This window comes from Glutamicibacter sp. NPDC087344 (assembly GCF_044744225.1).
In the GTDB taxonomy this organism is placed as follows: Bacteria; Actinomycetota; Actinomycetes; order Actinomycetales; family Micrococcaceae; genus Glutamicibacter.
The window spans coordinates 1-15,082 of the sequence record NZ_JBIUXY010000010.1 but is presented as its reverse complement, the minus strand read 5'-3'; the positions used below and the strand labels follow the sequence as shown (position 1 = coordinate 15,082).

The window sequence follows — 15,082 nt, the reverse complement described above, 5'->3', positions numbered from 1 at the left end:
CACAGCCACGCCAGAATAACGGCAGAATGGATGCCATGGACAACGTGCAGCCCGCCCTCTTCCCGGCCCCGGAGCCGGATCCGCCGGTCCGTTACGAGGCGGCCGATTTCCCCTTTTTCCACGGCGCCAGGTACCTGGCGGAGCGCGGATTCATCGCTCAGGACTGGGAAACGGTACTGGAGCCGCTCAATCGGCAACTGCGATCCATCGCCGGCGAATTGGCGCAGCGCAGCGCCTCGGGCGAACAGATCCTCCCGGACCCGCACGTGATGTTGCGCGCACTTGGTATTCCCGCGGCCCAGGTGCGGGTGGTGCTCATCGGGCAGGACCCCTACCCGACCCCCGGTCATGCAAACGGGTTGGCCTTCGCCGCGGAGGCTTCCGTGCGCCCGGTGCCCCGCTCATTGGCCAATATCTATCGAGAGCTCAAGGACGATGTGGGAATTCCCCCGGCCGCCCATGCTGACCTGAGCGCCTGGCATAAGCAGGGGGTACTGTTGCTCAACCAATCCTTGTCGGTCGCCGCCGGCAACGCCGGGGCACATCAACAGCTGGGCTGGTCCGCCGTCGTTGAAGCGGTGATCACGGCCCTGAACCACCGGGAGAATCCCCCAATTGCCCTCCTGTGGGGAAAACACGCTCAAAAGTTGGCGGGGCTGATGGACCGGATGCCGCAACTTACCAGCGCCCACCCGTCCCCGCTGTCGGCCTCTCGCGGCTTTTTCGGGTCGCGGCCCTTTTCGGAAATCAATCGGCGCCTGTCCGATGCGGGACAAGCGCCGATTAACTGGTCGATTCCTGGTGTGTGAGACTTCCTAGCGGCGCCGGATCCGACGCCGTTCACGCCGTGCGCCGGAGGTCAGCGGCCGGCACAGGGTGTCGCCGAAGACCACACCGCCGGCGATGGAGAGCATGATCGCAAAGGCGTTGAACATCTCCACCAAACCACTGGACATGTCGTTCGCTTCGAACACGATGGCGTACATGGCACGGAAGATCATCAAACCCGGGAGCAAAAACATCACCGCAGGCGCCGCGATCACCAGCTGCGGGGAATGCATCTTGTCCGCGGCGTATCGCGCCGCGAAACCGATCACCGTGGCAACCACCGCGGGGGTCGCCCGCGCTCCCAACCCGATGTAGACGCACAACAGCTGGACAAGAAACCCGAGGACCGCGATGCCCGCGGTGGGAAGCAGCAGATTAACCGGGCTCTGCTCGGTCACCGCGCCGGAGATAATCGCCACGGCCACCAGAATCAGCAGCAGCCATGCCGGGTAGTCGATTTTAACAATCTGGTGCACGTCGACGTTCTCCCAGCCCAGCACCGAGGAGATCACCAGCGCGGTCGAGATACCCGACACGATGGCGGTATAGGTCAATCCTGCGGAGAACAATCGGCCCACCGCCGTCACCGGGAAGCCGTTAATCGCATCCTGCAGGGCAGAGACAAATCGCCCCGAGGGAAGCAGCAGCAGGATCCCGCCGGAAACCACCAGCGCCGGGTCGATGGGTGCGTGCAATTCGTAGCTGACCAGGGCAATACCCGTCACCACAAAGGTGGAGGCGGCGATGGTGAAGAATGCCGGCACACGCCAGCGGGCGCCATACCGTCCCACCTGCGAGACAATCGAGGATGAGGCCATCGCCACCAACGCGCCGAGCCAGGAGCCGCCGATGAACAGCACAAAGGCCGCGGCGAAAACCGCGTTGCCGCTGGCCACGATCCAGCGCGGAAACGGCTTGGGTTTGCGCAAGATGGCCTTGAGCCGCTTGGCGGATTCACTGCGTGAGACTCCCCCGGCGATGATGTCCGAGACCAGCTGGTGGACCAGCACCAAACCGGCGTAGTTCGAGGTCGAGGAACGCACCACCCGCAGGATCGAGTAGCTTTCGGCATCCGGTGGGCTGTAGTTCAGGTGCAGCGACTGGTTGGTGATGTCCACGTCGAGGTAGCTCATCCCCAAGGCCGCGGTGACTGCGATGATGCTGGTTTCAACTTCCAGCGCACCGGCCCCGTAGCGGATCAGCGTTTCGCCAAGGTCCAGCGCGAATTCAAGTGTCCTCCTGGCGGAGGCATCTTGGTCCTTGTTCACCGTGGGGTTCGCGTAGGGTGTGCCCTGCAGCCGGTCGACAATGTCCAGGGCTTGGGTCGGCGGCGCGGTGGAAACCCACATTTTGGCAAGCAGGCTTCGGGCCACCGGGTTGGCTCGGGTCGGCACCAAGGTGATGCCTTCATCGGTGGTGTGCACCTTGCCGGTGCGCGATTCCGGATCAGAGGCCGGAGCGGCGGCGACACTGGCGCTGACAGCGGTATTCAGCGGCAGTTCCGAGGCTGTGGGTTGCTCGTGATGCGCAGGTTCGGCCAACTGCCCCATCTTGATTTCACTGGTGTTGATGCGCGGCAAGGCGGCTACTGCCGGATCGGGATCCTGCCCTGCACCACGTGGTTTTTCGGACCACTGATCGTTGTTCAACTGCGCCACGGATCACCCTCCCGAAACGTTCGATCGTGTACGTAAATCACGATACAACCCGAGTTCTAGAAGTTACTGGGGAAACCCTCAATTCTGCGCGTATCACCGAACACATTTGGGCGCAGCGGCGCCCCGGGAATACTTCCCGGCCCAGGCAAGTTATCCCCAATGAACATTTACATGCTTTTGAATACAATCCCGCGAGAGGTTGAACCCGTGAACACCACCGTCACACTTCCTGAGATCGGCGCCGAAACGTTCGGAGACATCACCGAAGACGCCAACGGTTCCGCACTTTCCCACGCCCAGGTGATTCGCAATGTCCTCGCCGAGGGGCAGCAGGCCGAAGCGGCGGGCCTTGATTTCTTCGGAGTCGGCGAACACCACCGTGACGACTATGCCGTTTCCTCCCCGGAAACGGTACTCGCGGCCTTGGCCTCCACCACACAAACCATCAAACTAGGCACCGCGGTCACGGTGCTATCCAGCGACGACCCGGTCCGCGTTTATGAACGGTTCGCCACCTTGGATGCGTTGTCTCACGGGCGCGCGGAAATTATTGCCGGGCGAGGCTCTTTCATCGAGTCATTCCCGCTGTTCGGCCTGAGCCTGGATGACTACGAGGAACTATTCGAGGAGAAACTGGCGCTCATGGCCAAATTGCGCCACGGCACCCCCGTGTCGTGGTCCGGAAGCCACCGCGCCGCGTTGCGCGGTCAGCAGGTTTATCCGCTGCTGGAAGACCGCCCTCTGCCGATGTGGGTTGGCGTCGGAGGCAGCCCGCAGTCGGTAATCCGTGCCGCCCGCCATGGCCTGCCGCTGTTCTTGGCCATCATTGGCGGCCAACCGGCCGCATTCGAGCCGTTGGTGGACTTGTACCACCGCGCCCTGGCGGAGTTTGGCGAGTCCACGCAACCGGTAGGTGCCCACTTCCACGGCCTGGTGGCAGACACCGACGAACAGGCCCTGGAACTGCTCTGGCCGCACTACCAGCGCACCATGAACCGGCTGGGCGCCGAACGAGGCTGGAGCCCGGCCAGCAAGATCCAGTTGCAGGCGGCCATGGGCCCGCAAGGAGCCATGATGGCCGGCAGCCCGGAAACCGTGGCTCGCAAGCTGGCCAAGGCGACAACAACACTTGGCTTGTCGCGTGTTGATATCAAATACTCCGCCGGCTCGTTGCCGCATGAGCACCTCATGAAGAGCATCAAGCTCCTGGGAACCGAAGTGAAGCCGCGTGTTCACGAGCTGCTCGCGAAGGCGAACGCCTAGTAGTCAATACTCGGGCGCGCATTTACGAAAAAAGCCACCGCTTAGCGGTGGCTTTTTTGTTGGTGGATCTTACTGGACTCGAACCAGCGACCTTTCGCGTGTGAGGCGAACGCTCTAACCAACTGAGCTAAAGATCCATCTGCGCCGGCCGTTTCCGGTTCAGCACCTAGATAATCCTAGCGGTTCATTGACCATCGCTCCAAATCGACCTGGACCGCCTGGCATCCGGCCCTCAGAACGTCCGCTAGGACAGCACCCCGATCGATTCCGCACCGTCCCAAAAATGCTCGGTGACAAGCACAAAAATACGGTGCCAATTCGTTTATTTAGAGTTCACTTCAAGACCTTCGTTTCGACTTGTCAAACCGCACTTTGAGACCCCATAATTTTTCTAGCTCATCGAGCTCAAACTGGGCCCTACAAGGAAGCTGCCGGAAGCCACCGGCAACGGTCCCCTCAAGGCCAACGAAACCCGCCGACCGGATTTTTTCCGCGAAGCAAAGCCTCTTTTTCGTTCGTTCTTAGCTTTTTAGGACCGTACCCCAGTGTTTGAATACCTGACTTTTGCCTTGTCACGCCTGTCTCCAAATGAGGCAGAACGTGCCGAATTAGCTAGCTTGTACCCTGCCATCGATGCGCGCTGGCAGCAGAAAATGGACCGCGCCAAGGCCTTGGTCACCGTGCGTGACGGCCAGCTGCTGATCGCGGCCGGCCTGGTCCATGATTCGATCATTGCTCCCACCAGCGCCATGGACGCCCTGGAACTGGGTTCCATGGCCGTGCGCCCGGATTACCGCCGCATGGGAATCCGTGAGCGTGTTGCCTCAATGCGCCTGAAATTCGCGTTGGACACCGGTGGCACACCGATCACCATCATCGACTCCGCCAACCCCGCGTCCTGGGCCTACTACGAACGCTCCGAGCTCTGGGAACGCGAGCGCACCTTTGAGCAGGACGGGCAAACCAAGTTCATCTACCGCGCCACCGATGCCGCGCGGGCTTGGGCCGCTGAGAACACCGGCGAGCTGGTTGCCGCGCCACAGCGGGCCCTGGTGGCTCATCCGTTCGGCGAAGACCATGAAACGGTGTCGTTGCAGCCGTCTTTGGAGCCTGCCGGCCAACCACACGCACCTGCCCTGCTGAGCCTAGAGCTCGGGGTTGAACTGGGACAACGACCAGCTTCGATGCCGATGCTGCAGATCGGCCCGGAAGCACCGGAAGCAGACCCGCAGTTCCCGTTGCTGGGTACCGAAACAGCTGAGAACGACTGGCTGGGTTCCAGCGTCGATCCAGCCTTTTAGAACAGCGCTTCCTGCTGCTCGTCCACTGCTTCGTGGCCGGGCAGCGGGGCGACTTCTCCGGCTCGGCGAGCGCGAGCCGCCTCGTGCAAATCAATCGGCGTGACCTTCAAGACCTCGTCAACCATCGAGTTAAGGAACTGCGGAGCGGCAATATCGGCGGGAACTGGCGAGTGAACACACCTCACCTGGGGATCTTCTGCGTCATCGTCCCAGTCCACCAGCAGCAGCCCGGTGGCCGTGTAACCAAAACCGTCGCCAAAGTCGCGCAGCTTGCGGATCATGTCCACCGTGCGTCGGAAGGCCGCCGGTTCGGAGTCCAGGATCGTGGAGCGCTGAACAAAAAAGAACCCTACCGCCGCCAGCGGGTAGCGGGCACGCAGGTTCGCCGCGTCCCCGTAGGCTTCCTCGTAGCGGTTAGACAAATTCTTGCCGAAAGACGAGGTCATGGCCTTGGTGCTCAGCAGCAGTTCGGGTCCGGTGGACCAGTGGGTCATCACCACGTCTGTCTGCTTCATGTAGGCGCGGCCCAGAATCCGGGCATCGGTGCTTCCGGCTTTGCCCGCCATGACCGCGTCATACACTTCATCCGACAGCCGCTCCGGCAGCCGGCGCAGCAACTCCAGGATGTCTTTGGACAGCACCCGGGGTGCTTCGGTACGCGGCCAGACCAGATCCGCGTCGAAACCGGCGCGGCGCAGCTCGTGCGCCAGCCAGGTATCCACGCCTTGGGCGAAGCGCCCGGAGCGGGTGGCGGCTTTGGAACGCACGGGAATGCTCAGCAGCCGTTCGAGCACCTCATAGGAGGGATTAAACTCCTCGGTCACCGCGCCGTTGCGAATCCAGGGTGAATCCTTGGCCGCTGACATCAGCGTGGTGTCGAATTCCGCGAAAGCGAGGGTCTTTTCCACCGCAGGGTTTGCCACGTTTAGTTTTTCACCGTCTTACTTCGGGCCTTGCGGCGTTCCAACATGTCCGCACGGGCTTGAGAGACCGCGGCGATTGCCGACGGTTCAAGTTCCAATATCTGCTCAAGAACGATGGCGTCCACTAGGGCCGTGGCTTCCGCCTTGCGGCCGTGCGCGAGGTGTTCACGCACGGTGTCTTTGATGTCTCTGAGCTGTTGCGCGTGTGCCGCAACAGCCTGCGGCGAAGGCACCGGCAGCCGGTCGGCTTCCCGGGGTTCGACTTTGAGGATTCCGCCGCCATAGGACCGGCCAACCATTTCCGCTCCCAGCATGCTCAGGGTATTCAGCGAGGCCAACGGCAGCAGCTCGCGCCCCAGCTCGCGCACATCGGCACCGAGATACACTCCGTGGATGGAATTGATGTGGTGCACCGCCGCTTCATTGGTGGTCAACCGCGGGGTGTCGGCGTTCATGTAGGTCATAAACAAATCCGGCACGGACAAGAGCGGCACCCGCCACCAGGGGGTACGCACCCGGCATTTGTAGGCGTTGTCCACCCCGAGGAGCCCGCCTTCCTCCACCATCCGGTGTCCCGCGGCAGATGGCAGCGCGGCGGGCCGGAACAGGTAGGTGGCTCCCCCATGCTCTCCGAGCCGCTCCCAGTGCTCTTGGTCCAGTTCAAGGCCGCGCAGGTGGCGGGAGCCCGGGGGCGAAATACGCACCAGATCGGCCGGGCTCAGGCCAAGATCCCTGGCTTGGGCGGGAGAGAGCGTAAACCATTTGTTGTTTCCGGTCACCGCCCCCAGAGAGGTCTCACCCCATCCGTGCAGGGTGGAGAATTGGCCGGATGCCAACGCTTGGGACAACACACCCTGGGCTTCAAGCCCGACCAGGGATCCGGTCCACCGTTCCGAGGTACTCGCGGGGGTATGCTCGATTCCCTCGTCGATCAGTTGCAGGTCTGCTGAGTTGCGGAATTGGTGCAGCCGCAGGGCGGTGCTGGAACCTTGGCCGTACCCCTCGGCGAGGAGCAAGACCACTTCTTCTTGGGCATCCGCGAAGAGGCGTTCTTCGAACACGGCCAGGTGCACTCGGCTGAACCGTTCAAGCAGCATTCGGCGGACCGGGGCCGCATAGTTCACAAACATCAGTTCGGCCGGAAGGACCAACGCCAAACGTGCACCGGGTGCGAGGAAGCTGGTTGCATGCACCACAAAGGCCGCCCAGATGCTGGCCAATTCGTTGAGTTCAATACCTGCTTCACGGGCGGCGGTGCGGGAGAGCTTGCGGTCTTCACCGCGGTGCAGCTGATAACGCACATACGGTGGATTGCCAATCACCGCATCCATGTCATGGTTTCCCGAGACTTCGAAGAAGTTGGCGTGGGTGATCTTCGCTGTAGCCCCGTGACGCTTAAGCACCGATCGAGCCGCGCGCACCGAAGGCTCATGGAGCTCGATGCCGAAAAGCTCCGGGATTCCACGACCGTCATCCACCACGTCGTGGGCAGCGGCCAGGAACTGCGCCTCACCGCACGAGGGCTCCAGCACCCGGCGGCCGTGCTCCCCCAAGGCCCATTCGGCCATAAAACGCGCGACGGGTTCGGGGGTGAAATATGCCCCCCGCGCATGGCGTGCGGGGTCCTGCTTCGTTGTTTCTTTACTCAACACACATCGATCTTTCCATGGCCTCCGGACAGAATAGCCGGGCCTCGGAGCTTGGTATTCGCGGGCGGATCATCAATTCTACGCACAGTGTGCGTCGCGCGAGGTTAGTGCGCCGCCGGCTTGTTTTTATTCATCAGCTTTTTGATTCCCAGGATGATCACCGTCAGGATCGAGCCGATAATCAACCCGGCAAGGCAGGAGAACGCGGTGTTGACCAGCCATCCAAGCACCGGACCGGCAGCACCGGTGGCGTCATGAACCAGCAGCTCCACGTGGTGCACAAACCCGTAGGGGGCGTGCCAGCCAAGTTCGTCCATACCGGTGAGCAGCAGGTGTCCGCCAACCCAGAGCATGGCCACCACACCAACCTTGCCCAACACGGACATCACGATCGGCATTCCCTTAACCAACCCACGGCCAAGTTTCTGTGAGAACTGCTGTTTCTTTTGTGCCAGCACCAGGCCAATGTCATCCATCTTCACGATCAGCCCGACCGCACCATAAACCAACACCGTCATCAGTACCGCGACGGCAACCAAGATCAATGCTCGGGTGATGAATGGTTCGTGGGTCACCTCGTTCAACGAGATCACCATGATCTCTGCTGAAAGTACAAAGTCGGTACGTGTGGCGGCGCCAATGATGGTTTTCTCGTCACGAGCCTTGCCGCCGTCAGCGTCCTGGTGATGGCCGATCAGGCCCACTGCTTCAAGGATCTTCTCCGCGCCTTCAAAAACCAGGTACGCGCCGCCGACCATGAGGATCGGGGTGAGCGCCCACGGCAGGAATGCAGAGAGCAGCAGAATGGCTGGCAGGATGAACAGCAGCTTGTTCCGAATCGAACCAACCGCGATTTTCCAAATGATCGGCAACTCACGTTTGGGAGAAATGCCGGCCACGTACTGCGGGGTCACTGCTGCGTCGTCAATGACCACTCCCATGGCTTTGGTGCTGGCCTTGGCCGCTCCCAGGGCAATGTCGTCCAAAGACGCGGCGGTGACCTTTACCAAAGCGGCTACGTCATCCAGCAGGGCTACAAGGCCACCGGCCATGATTTGTCTCCTTGAGATCGTGGTGCTCAAACGCAGGAGATTTGCATTCGAGGGAAACCCGTTGTTCCAATTTTACCGAGCAGAGGCCAACGCACGGACGATTTCACCATGTTTTCTGCGAGGGTTTGGGCACGCCGGTGCTACTCGATGGATACACACCACCGTGTGGAACGGAAACCGGCAACAGAAAATCCCCGGGAGCCTGCACTGACGCAAGACTTCCGAGGATTTGTTCGAGCCCCCTACCGGATTCGAACCGGTGACCTTCAGTTTACAAGACAGACGCTCTGGCCAGCTGAGCTAAGGGGGCGTACCTGATAAGAATATCGGAGAACCATGCCACAGTGCGAATTGAGGACACACTCGTTAAATGACAACGAGGAGAAGGCCTCTCATTTGCCTTCTCCTCGTTGAATTTGATGCGAGATTATCTGGAGTCTACCCCATACACATCATCCGTCCAGAACTGGGGAACGGAATTACTTCTTGTTTGCCTCAATCGCTTCATTCACCACGGTTGGGAAATCGTCCGAAGCCAGGTCCAGGACCTTGCCCTGGACAACCAGAGTTGGGGTGCCAGCCACACCGTCGTACTTCGCGGCATTGGTGGTGTACTGGACGAATGGGCGGAAGGTCCCCTTATCGATGCATGAGGTGACGTTTTCGCTTGCCCCGCTAGCGATTGCCATCTCGGCGAGCTCAGCGTTCTTCATCTCGCCCTGCTCGTAGTGCCCCCACAGAGCGGTCACAAATGGCATGTAGGCGGCGGCGTTGTCGTTAGCGACACAAGCCAGTGCGTTGGCGCCACGCGAGGAGAAGTTAGTTGGCGAACCGCCATCCAGGTAACCGACGTTGCGGTAGTCAATGGTGATATCGCCCGCGGCCAGCCACTCATTGACCTGGTCGCCGTAGGTAGCTTCGAAGTCTGCGCAGTGAACGCAGTTGGCATCAACGTACATGGTGATGTTCACCGGCTCGCCGGCCTTGCCCACGGTCAGGTCCCGCGGCTCTGCGGTAGCAGGCTGCTTTTCCGGAGCAACAAGCGTGGTCACGTCGACGTTCTCAACGGTGCGATCGCCCAAGGTGGTCGGCGAGGTGACCAAGATGCCACCGGCCGCGTTTCCACCTGCTGGAACGGCACCCGCATCAGCGATCTTGGTGTTGTTGTTCTGCACAATGAGGGTGACCACCAAGGCGATCACCACAATTACCGCACCCAAGACGCCAAGCTTCACGAACAGCGACTTGCGCTTGGTGGCTGCTTCCTGCGCGGCGCGCATCTGCGATGCCTTCTCACGAGCGCTTGCCGTGCGGTCAGCCTTCGACTGCCGCGAATTATTCGTAGACATAAATTCTTTGATTCCTTGTTGAATGGAAAATTGTCATCTGGAGTCAAGCTTAGCCAATATCATCGGCTGTTTTGCCCCGATCATGGATAATCGCGCACCTTCACAGGCGCTACATATGCTCCGCAAACTCTTGACAAAGCAGCGCAAAATCAAGATTCGGCTGTCTGGCATAGTCAGGCTGGTATCCGGCGTCTCGGAGGGTTACCCCTGATGACCGGCTCGGCGACGTTGTTTACGTCACTATCCTGCTAAATTGCCGCGATAATTCCGTTGTTCCCGATATTTCACTAGGCTCAGGGCATACAGGAATGAACTTGCAGGGTAGAGATTCACTCAGGACCCAGGTTCCGTAAACCACCGGTTCGCAGGTTGAAGACTAAACCAGGAGGTTTATCGTGGATAACTCAACACAGGATGATCAAACAAGCGCCACATCTGATTTTGTAGTGGTGGCCAACAGGCTGCCGGTGGACAGGATCACCAACCCAGACGGCACCCAGGGCTTCCGGCGTTCACCCGGCGGACTGGTCACCGCGTTGGAGCCGGTCATGGCTGCCTCGGACGGGGCTTGGGTTGGTTGGCATGGCGGGATCGATGAAGAACTCGACAGCTTCGAGAACGACGGCATCAATTTGGTGCCGGTACCGCTGAGCGAAGACGACCTTGAGCTGTACTACGAGGGGTTTTCCAACTCCACCCTCTGGCCGCTCTACCATGATGTGATCGTTCCGCCGTCGTATCATCGCACCTGGTGGGATCGCTACAAAAAGATCAATCAACGTTTCGCCGATGCAGTGCTGCGCATCGCGGCGCCCAACGCCACTGTTTGGGTCCATGATTACCAGCTCCAGCTGGTGCCACGCCTTCTGCGTTTGGCCAGGCCCGATCTCAAGATCGGGTTTTTCCTGCATATCCCGTTCCCCGCCGCGAGCCTGTTCGCACAGATGCCCTGGCGCAAACAAATCCTCCAAGGTTTGGCGGGTGCCGACCTGGTTGGTTTCCAGCGGGAAACCGATGCCACAAATTTCCTTCGGTGCCTGCGCCGTTTCACCGACTATCAAACCAAAGGCCGCGAGGCGACTCCTTCGGCGGGGAACGACCTGCAGAACAAATGCCGGGCTGACGCACACCCTATTTCGATCGACTACGCACAAATCCAACGGCTTTCCAGGGATCCGCAAATCATTGCCCGGGCCGCGCAGATGCGCCAGGAACTTGGAAACCCCAAAACAGTCATGCTAGGTGTTGACCGGCTGGACTACACCAAGGGTATCCGACACCGGCTCAAGGCCTACGGCGAGCTGCTAGAAGACAAGCAGCTCACCGCCGGCGACGTGTGCCTGATTCAGGTGGCCAGCCCCAGCCGTGAAAACGTCGGCACCTACATTGAGCTGCGCGACCAAGTTGAACTGATGGTCGGGCAGATCACCGGTCAGTTCGACACCATCAGCCACACCACGCTGCGCTACCTGCACCATTCATACCCGCTGAAGGAAATGATCGCCCTCTATCTGGCTGCCGATGTCCTGCTCGTCACGGCGCTGCGCGACGGGATGAACCTTGTGGCCAAGGAGTACGTGGCAGCGCATCAAGACGGCCGCGGCGTATTAGTGCTCTCCGAATTCACCGGTGCCGCCGACCAGCTGACCCAGTCGGTACTGGTAAACCCGCACGATATTGACGGAATGAAGGTCAAAATCATGGAAGCGGTCAACATGGACGAGGCGGAGCAGGCCAGGCGTATGCGGCGCATGAATCACCACCTTGAAGAATTCGACGTGGCCGGCTGGTCCGAACGGTTCCTTGCAGAGTTGGCAGAGATTAATTCCAAGTCTGCCCCGGCCAAGGAAACTGCCCCACAGTCCTAACATCTCGAAAACCAAGTTTCATCACCATACACAGGACGGAACGACCTTTTTGCCATCACTTTCGCCGCAACTGCTCGCTGCGTTGCAGGAATTCTCAGTCCATCCGCGAATTTTGGTCGCCCTCGACTTTGATGGGACACTCTCACCATTGGTGGACAAACCGCAAGACGCTCGGCCGCTTCCCGAATCAGCCGAGCTGGTTGAACAGTTGGGGCGTTTGCCCGGTGTTTATACCGCGGTGATCTCGGGAAGGAACTTGGATTCTTTGGCCGAGGTCTACCCGGAACCGCTCCCGGAGATCAGGGTTGGGTCGCACGGTGCCGAGCGGCGCCTGCCGGCCGCATACGCCGATGCGTGGACGGATAGCACCCTAACCGCGGAACAGACCCAGCTTTTGAATAGCGTGACCGATCGGCTGCAAAAGATTGCCGATAAGCACCACAACGTCAACGTAGAGTACAAACCTTCGGCCACCGTGCTGCACGTGCGCCAAGCCAGCGACGAGACCGCTAGCGTTGCCATGCGCGAAGCAATTCTCGCCCTCGAGCAGCTAGAAGGCATCAAACTGATGTCGGGCAAGGCAGTCCTTGAGGCATCGGTTTTAAACGTCAACAAGGGTGAAGCGCTGGCTTGGTTACGCACAAGATTGGATGTCCAAGCTGTCCTCTTCATCGGGGATGACGTCACGGATGAGAATGGATTCAAGGTGTTGACTAGTGACGATATCGGAATCAAGGTCGGCAGCGGAGCCACCGCAGCCACACATCATATCGAGTCGCCCTTCGAAATTCCAGATCTTTTGAAAAGTCTCATTTCCATGCGAGACTAATAGTGTCCCAATTCACTTTCACTTCGGATCGTCGGGCACGTACCTGCCCGTGAAAGGATTGTCATCATGGCAACTGTGACCTTTGATAAGGCCACCCGTATTTACCCGGGCGCACTTGTGCCATCCGTCGACGGAATCGACCTGGAGATCGCCGACGGCGAGTTCCTGGTTCTTGTTGGCCCCTCGGGTTGCGGCAAATCAACCACCCTGCGTATGCTCGCCGGCTTGGAAGAAGTCAACTCCGGTCGAATCCTCATTGGCGACAAGGACGTAACCAACGTTCCGCCCAAGGACCGCGATATCGCGATGGTTTTCCAGAACTACGCGCTGTACCCGCACATGACCGTGGCCGAGAACATGGGTTTTGCCCTGAAGATCGCCGGCGTCGACAAGGTTGAGCGTGCCCGCCGCGTCAAGGAAGCAGCCCAGCTGCTAGACCTTGAGCAATATCTGGATCGCAAACCAAAGGCCCTCTCCGGTGGTCAGCGTCAGCGTGTAGCCATGGGCCGCGCGATCGTTCGTTCACCACAGGTATTCCTCATGGATGAGCCGCTGTCGAACCTCGACGCCAAGCTGCGTGTCCAGACCCGTACCCAGATTGCATCGCTCACCCGCCGGCTCGGCGTCACCACCGTGTACGTGACTCACGACCAGGTTGAGGCTTTGACCATGGGCGACCGTGTTGCAGTGCTCAAGGACGGCGAGCTCCAGCAGGTTGGAACCCCGCGTGAGTTGTACGACCGCCCGCGCAATGTCTTCGTCGCCGGCTTCATTGGCTCCCCCGCCATGAACTTGGTACAGCTCGAAGCCAGCAACGGCCAGGTAGCTTTCGGCAAAACCGTACTGAGCGCTCCCGGTGCCGCAGGCGGCACCACCTTAGGCATCCGCCCGGAGGACATCGAGTTCGTCGGCGAAGGCGAAGGTGTGGAGATCGTCATCGACGTCGTCGAGGAACTCGGCGCCGATGCTTACATCTACGCGACCGCCGAGCTCTCCGGTCGCCCGCAGACCATTGTGGTCCGTGTTGATGGGCGCACCCCGCCTGCACGTGGCCAGCGTCTGCACATCGCACCGAAGCTGCAGCATGTGCACCTGTTCGACACCGCTAGCGGCTTGCGCCTTGGCTAGAGGTAGTTTCTAACAACGCATGACGCGGGGCCCGGATCCAGTTGGATTCGGGCCCCGTCTTTTCGGTCTAATGGGGGCAGCCCCCGACAAGTTGTGTTAAACATCGAAAGCCCCGAGATAACTCGGGGCCTTCGGCACATTGTGCCCGGCGATGACCTACTCTCCCACACCCTCCCGAGTGCAGTACCATCGGCGCTGTGGGTCTTAGCTTCCGGGTTCGGTATGGGACCGGGCGTTTCCCCCACGCTATGATCGCCGTAACTCTAACCCTCACGGCCAGGCCGCGGGAAAACTACGGTGTCATTCGCGATTGCGACAACTCCATAACTATATCAGGACCTAAGGCCTCGACGCCAATCAAGGTGCCCCCGGAGAACGTGTGCTTCGCCATACGCGCAGTCAATGAACTTCTTCATCTGCACATACTCCGATGGATGCATCTGCCTTCCTGCCGGCACCCACCGCCAGGTGATCCAGAACGGACGACTAACCAGCCCTGTGGGGTGAGTGGACATCAACACAGCAACCTGGCTCAGCGAACAGAACATAGTGCTTCCAAGGGCAGCTTTCATGGCCGACAGTGGGCATTTTTAGCGGCCACCGGTGGGGCCGAGCCGAATGTCCCTCGATGCACGTTGAAACAACTCGTCCAACGCCCGGCAATGAAACCATGAAAGCCATCCACGAAGTCAGGGAAACGGATTGAGGACCCGATAACCGTTCCTGCTCCCAGCTGAAGCAACGAAAGAGAGCCGGGACGGTGCCAGGATGCTCAATGTAACTTTGCCAAGACGCAAGATCCATATGCGCCACACAAGAAACATTAATTGGCTCCGAAAGACTCAAACCGCGAACCACCAAAAACGCCGCACCATCAAACACTGCGCGCGCAAGGACCTAAGCATCCACCAACGCTCAAGCGATAGGTTGGTCGGGCTGGCGCCCCGAAGTGGCGATGCAGCTACCACCCGCGCGGGCCCGTCGTCAGGCAGAGAAAACACCGTTAAACACAAAAAAGAGGGCCCCACCAGGACCCCCACCAACACCACACCCCACAAAGAGCAACACCCCACAAGGAGCAAACCCCGGGTTAAACAGAAGAAGGGCCCCAACACACACTGTGTGTTAGGACCCTCCCCCTATCAAGTTAAGTCCGGCGGTGACCTACTCTCCCACACCCTCACGAGTGCAGTACCATCGGCGCAATGGGCCTTAGCTTCCGGGTTCGGTATGG

Annotated in this window: 11 protein-coding genes, 2 tRNA genes and 2 rRNA genes; 6 read left to right on the top strand and 9 right to left on the bottom strand. The window is 60.0% G+C overall.

From position 1 onward, the window contains the following. The first annotated feature begins 35 nt into the window (after window positions 1–35). Entirely contained in the window at window positions 36–809 is a 774-nt protein-coding gene (locus tag ACIOWL_RS16550; RefSeq protein ID WP_400387519.1) for a uracil-DNA glycosylase, read from the top strand. A 6-nt stretch (window positions 810–815) separates the two neighbouring features. On the opposite strand, the gene ACIOWL_RS16545 is transcribed toward ACIOWL_RS16550, so the two are convergent. Further along, window positions 816–2,486: a threonine/serine exporter ThrE family protein gene (locus ACIOWL_RS16545; RefSeq protein WP_400387516.1), complete on the bottom strand. Its 1,671-nt coding sequence runs from the start codon at window positions 2,484–2,486 to the stop codon at window positions 816–818. A 171-nt stretch (window positions 2,487–2,657) separates the two neighbouring features. On the opposite strand from ACIOWL_RS16545, the gene ACIOWL_RS16540 reads away from it, so the two are divergent. Then, entirely contained in the window at window positions 2,658–3,749 is a 1,092-nt protein-coding gene (locus tag ACIOWL_RS16540; RefSeq protein WP_400387513.1) for an LLM class flavin-dependent oxidoreductase, read from the top strand. Window positions 3,750–3,809: 60 nt separating this feature from the next. Here ACIOWL_RS16540 and ACIOWL_RS16535 read toward each other — a convergent pair. After that, window positions 3,810–3,886, bottom strand: a tRNA-Val gene (locus ACIOWL_RS16535). A gap of 408 nt (window positions 3,887–4,294) precedes the next feature. On the opposite strand from ACIOWL_RS16535, the gene ACIOWL_RS16530 reads away from it, so the two are divergent. After that, window positions 4,295–5,050 (top strand): GNAT family N-acetyltransferase, encoded by a 756-nt coding sequence (locus ACIOWL_RS16530; RefSeq protein ID WP_400387510.1) that lies wholly within the window; start codon window positions 4,295–4,297, stop codon window positions 5,048–5,050. Here the strand turns inward: ACIOWL_RS16530 and ACIOWL_RS16525 are convergent. The 5 genes from ACIOWL_RS16525 to ACIOWL_RS16505 all read right to left on the bottom strand — a co-directional run bounded on the left by ACIOWL_RS16525 (window position 5,047) and on the right by ACIOWL_RS16505 (window position 10,023). After that, entirely contained in the window at window positions 5,047–5,973 is a 927-nt protein-coding gene (locus ACIOWL_RS16525) for a hypothetical protein (protein WP_400387509.1), read from the bottom strand. The two genes, ACIOWL_RS16530 and ACIOWL_RS16525, sit on opposite strands and share 4 nt — an antisense overlap. 2 nt (window positions 5,974–5,975) lie before the next feature. Next, the gene (locus ACIOWL_RS16520) at window positions 5,976–7,625 is read right to left on the bottom strand and encodes a class I SAM-dependent DNA methyltransferase (RefSeq protein ID WP_400387506.1); all 1,650 of its coding nucleotides are present in this window, start codon (window positions 7,623–7,625) and stop codon (window positions 5,976–5,978) included. A 101-nt stretch (window positions 7,626–7,726) separates the two neighbouring features. Beyond that, on the bottom strand, window positions 7,727–8,674 hold the full coding sequence (locus ACIOWL_RS16515) for a DUF808 domain-containing protein (RefSeq protein WP_400387503.1): 948 nt from the start codon (window positions 8,672–8,674) through the stop codon (window positions 7,727–7,729). Between the two features lie 236 nt (window positions 8,675–8,910). Next, window positions 8,911–8,984: transfer RNA gene (locus ACIOWL_RS16510), tRNA-Thr, on the bottom strand. 169 nt (window positions 8,985–9,153) lie between these two features. Then, window positions 9,154–10,023 carry a DsbA family protein gene (locus ACIOWL_RS16505; RefSeq protein WP_400387500.1) on the bottom strand — a complete coding sequence of 290 codons (870 nt, stop codon included), beginning with the start codon at window positions 10,021–10,023 and terminating at the stop codon, window positions 9,154–9,156. Between the two features lie 395 nt (window positions 10,024–10,418). On the opposite strand from ACIOWL_RS16505, the gene ACIOWL_RS16500 reads away from it, so the two are divergent. The 3 genes from ACIOWL_RS16500 to ACIOWL_RS16490 all read left to right on the top strand — a co-directional run bounded on the left by ACIOWL_RS16500 (window position 10,419) and on the right by ACIOWL_RS16490 (window position 13,848). Then, the gene (locus ACIOWL_RS16500) at window positions 10,419–11,891 is read left to right on the top strand and encodes a trehalose-6-phosphate synthase (RefSeq protein WP_400387498.1); all 1,473 of its coding nucleotides are present in this window, start codon (window positions 10,419–10,421) and stop codon (window positions 11,889–11,891) included. A 49-nt stretch (window positions 11,892–11,940) separates the two neighbouring features. Further along, window positions 11,941–12,720: a trehalose-phosphatase gene (gene otsB / locus ACIOWL_RS16495; protein WP_400387495.1), complete on the top strand. Its 780-nt coding sequence runs from the start codon at window positions 11,941–11,943 to the stop codon at window positions 12,718–12,720. Between the two features lie 66 nt (window positions 12,721–12,786). Next, on the top strand, window positions 12,787–13,848 hold the full coding sequence (locus tag ACIOWL_RS16490; RefSeq protein WP_400387492.1) for an ABC transporter ATP-binding protein: 1,062 nt from the start codon (window positions 12,787–12,789) through the stop codon (window positions 13,846–13,848). A 143-nt stretch (window positions 13,849–13,991) separates the two neighbouring features. On the opposite strand, the gene rrf (ACIOWL_RS16485) is transcribed toward ACIOWL_RS16490, so the two are convergent. Together rrf (ACIOWL_RS16485) and rrf (ACIOWL_RS16480) are read right to left on the bottom strand one after the other, a co-directional pair. Beyond that, window positions 13,992–14,108 (bottom strand): 5S ribosomal RNA (gene rrf, locus ACIOWL_RS16485). A gap of 891 nt (window positions 14,109–14,999) precedes the next feature. Beyond that, window positions 15,000–15,082, bottom strand: a 5S ribosomal RNA gene (gene rrf, locus ACIOWL_RS16480); the annotation flags it as partial.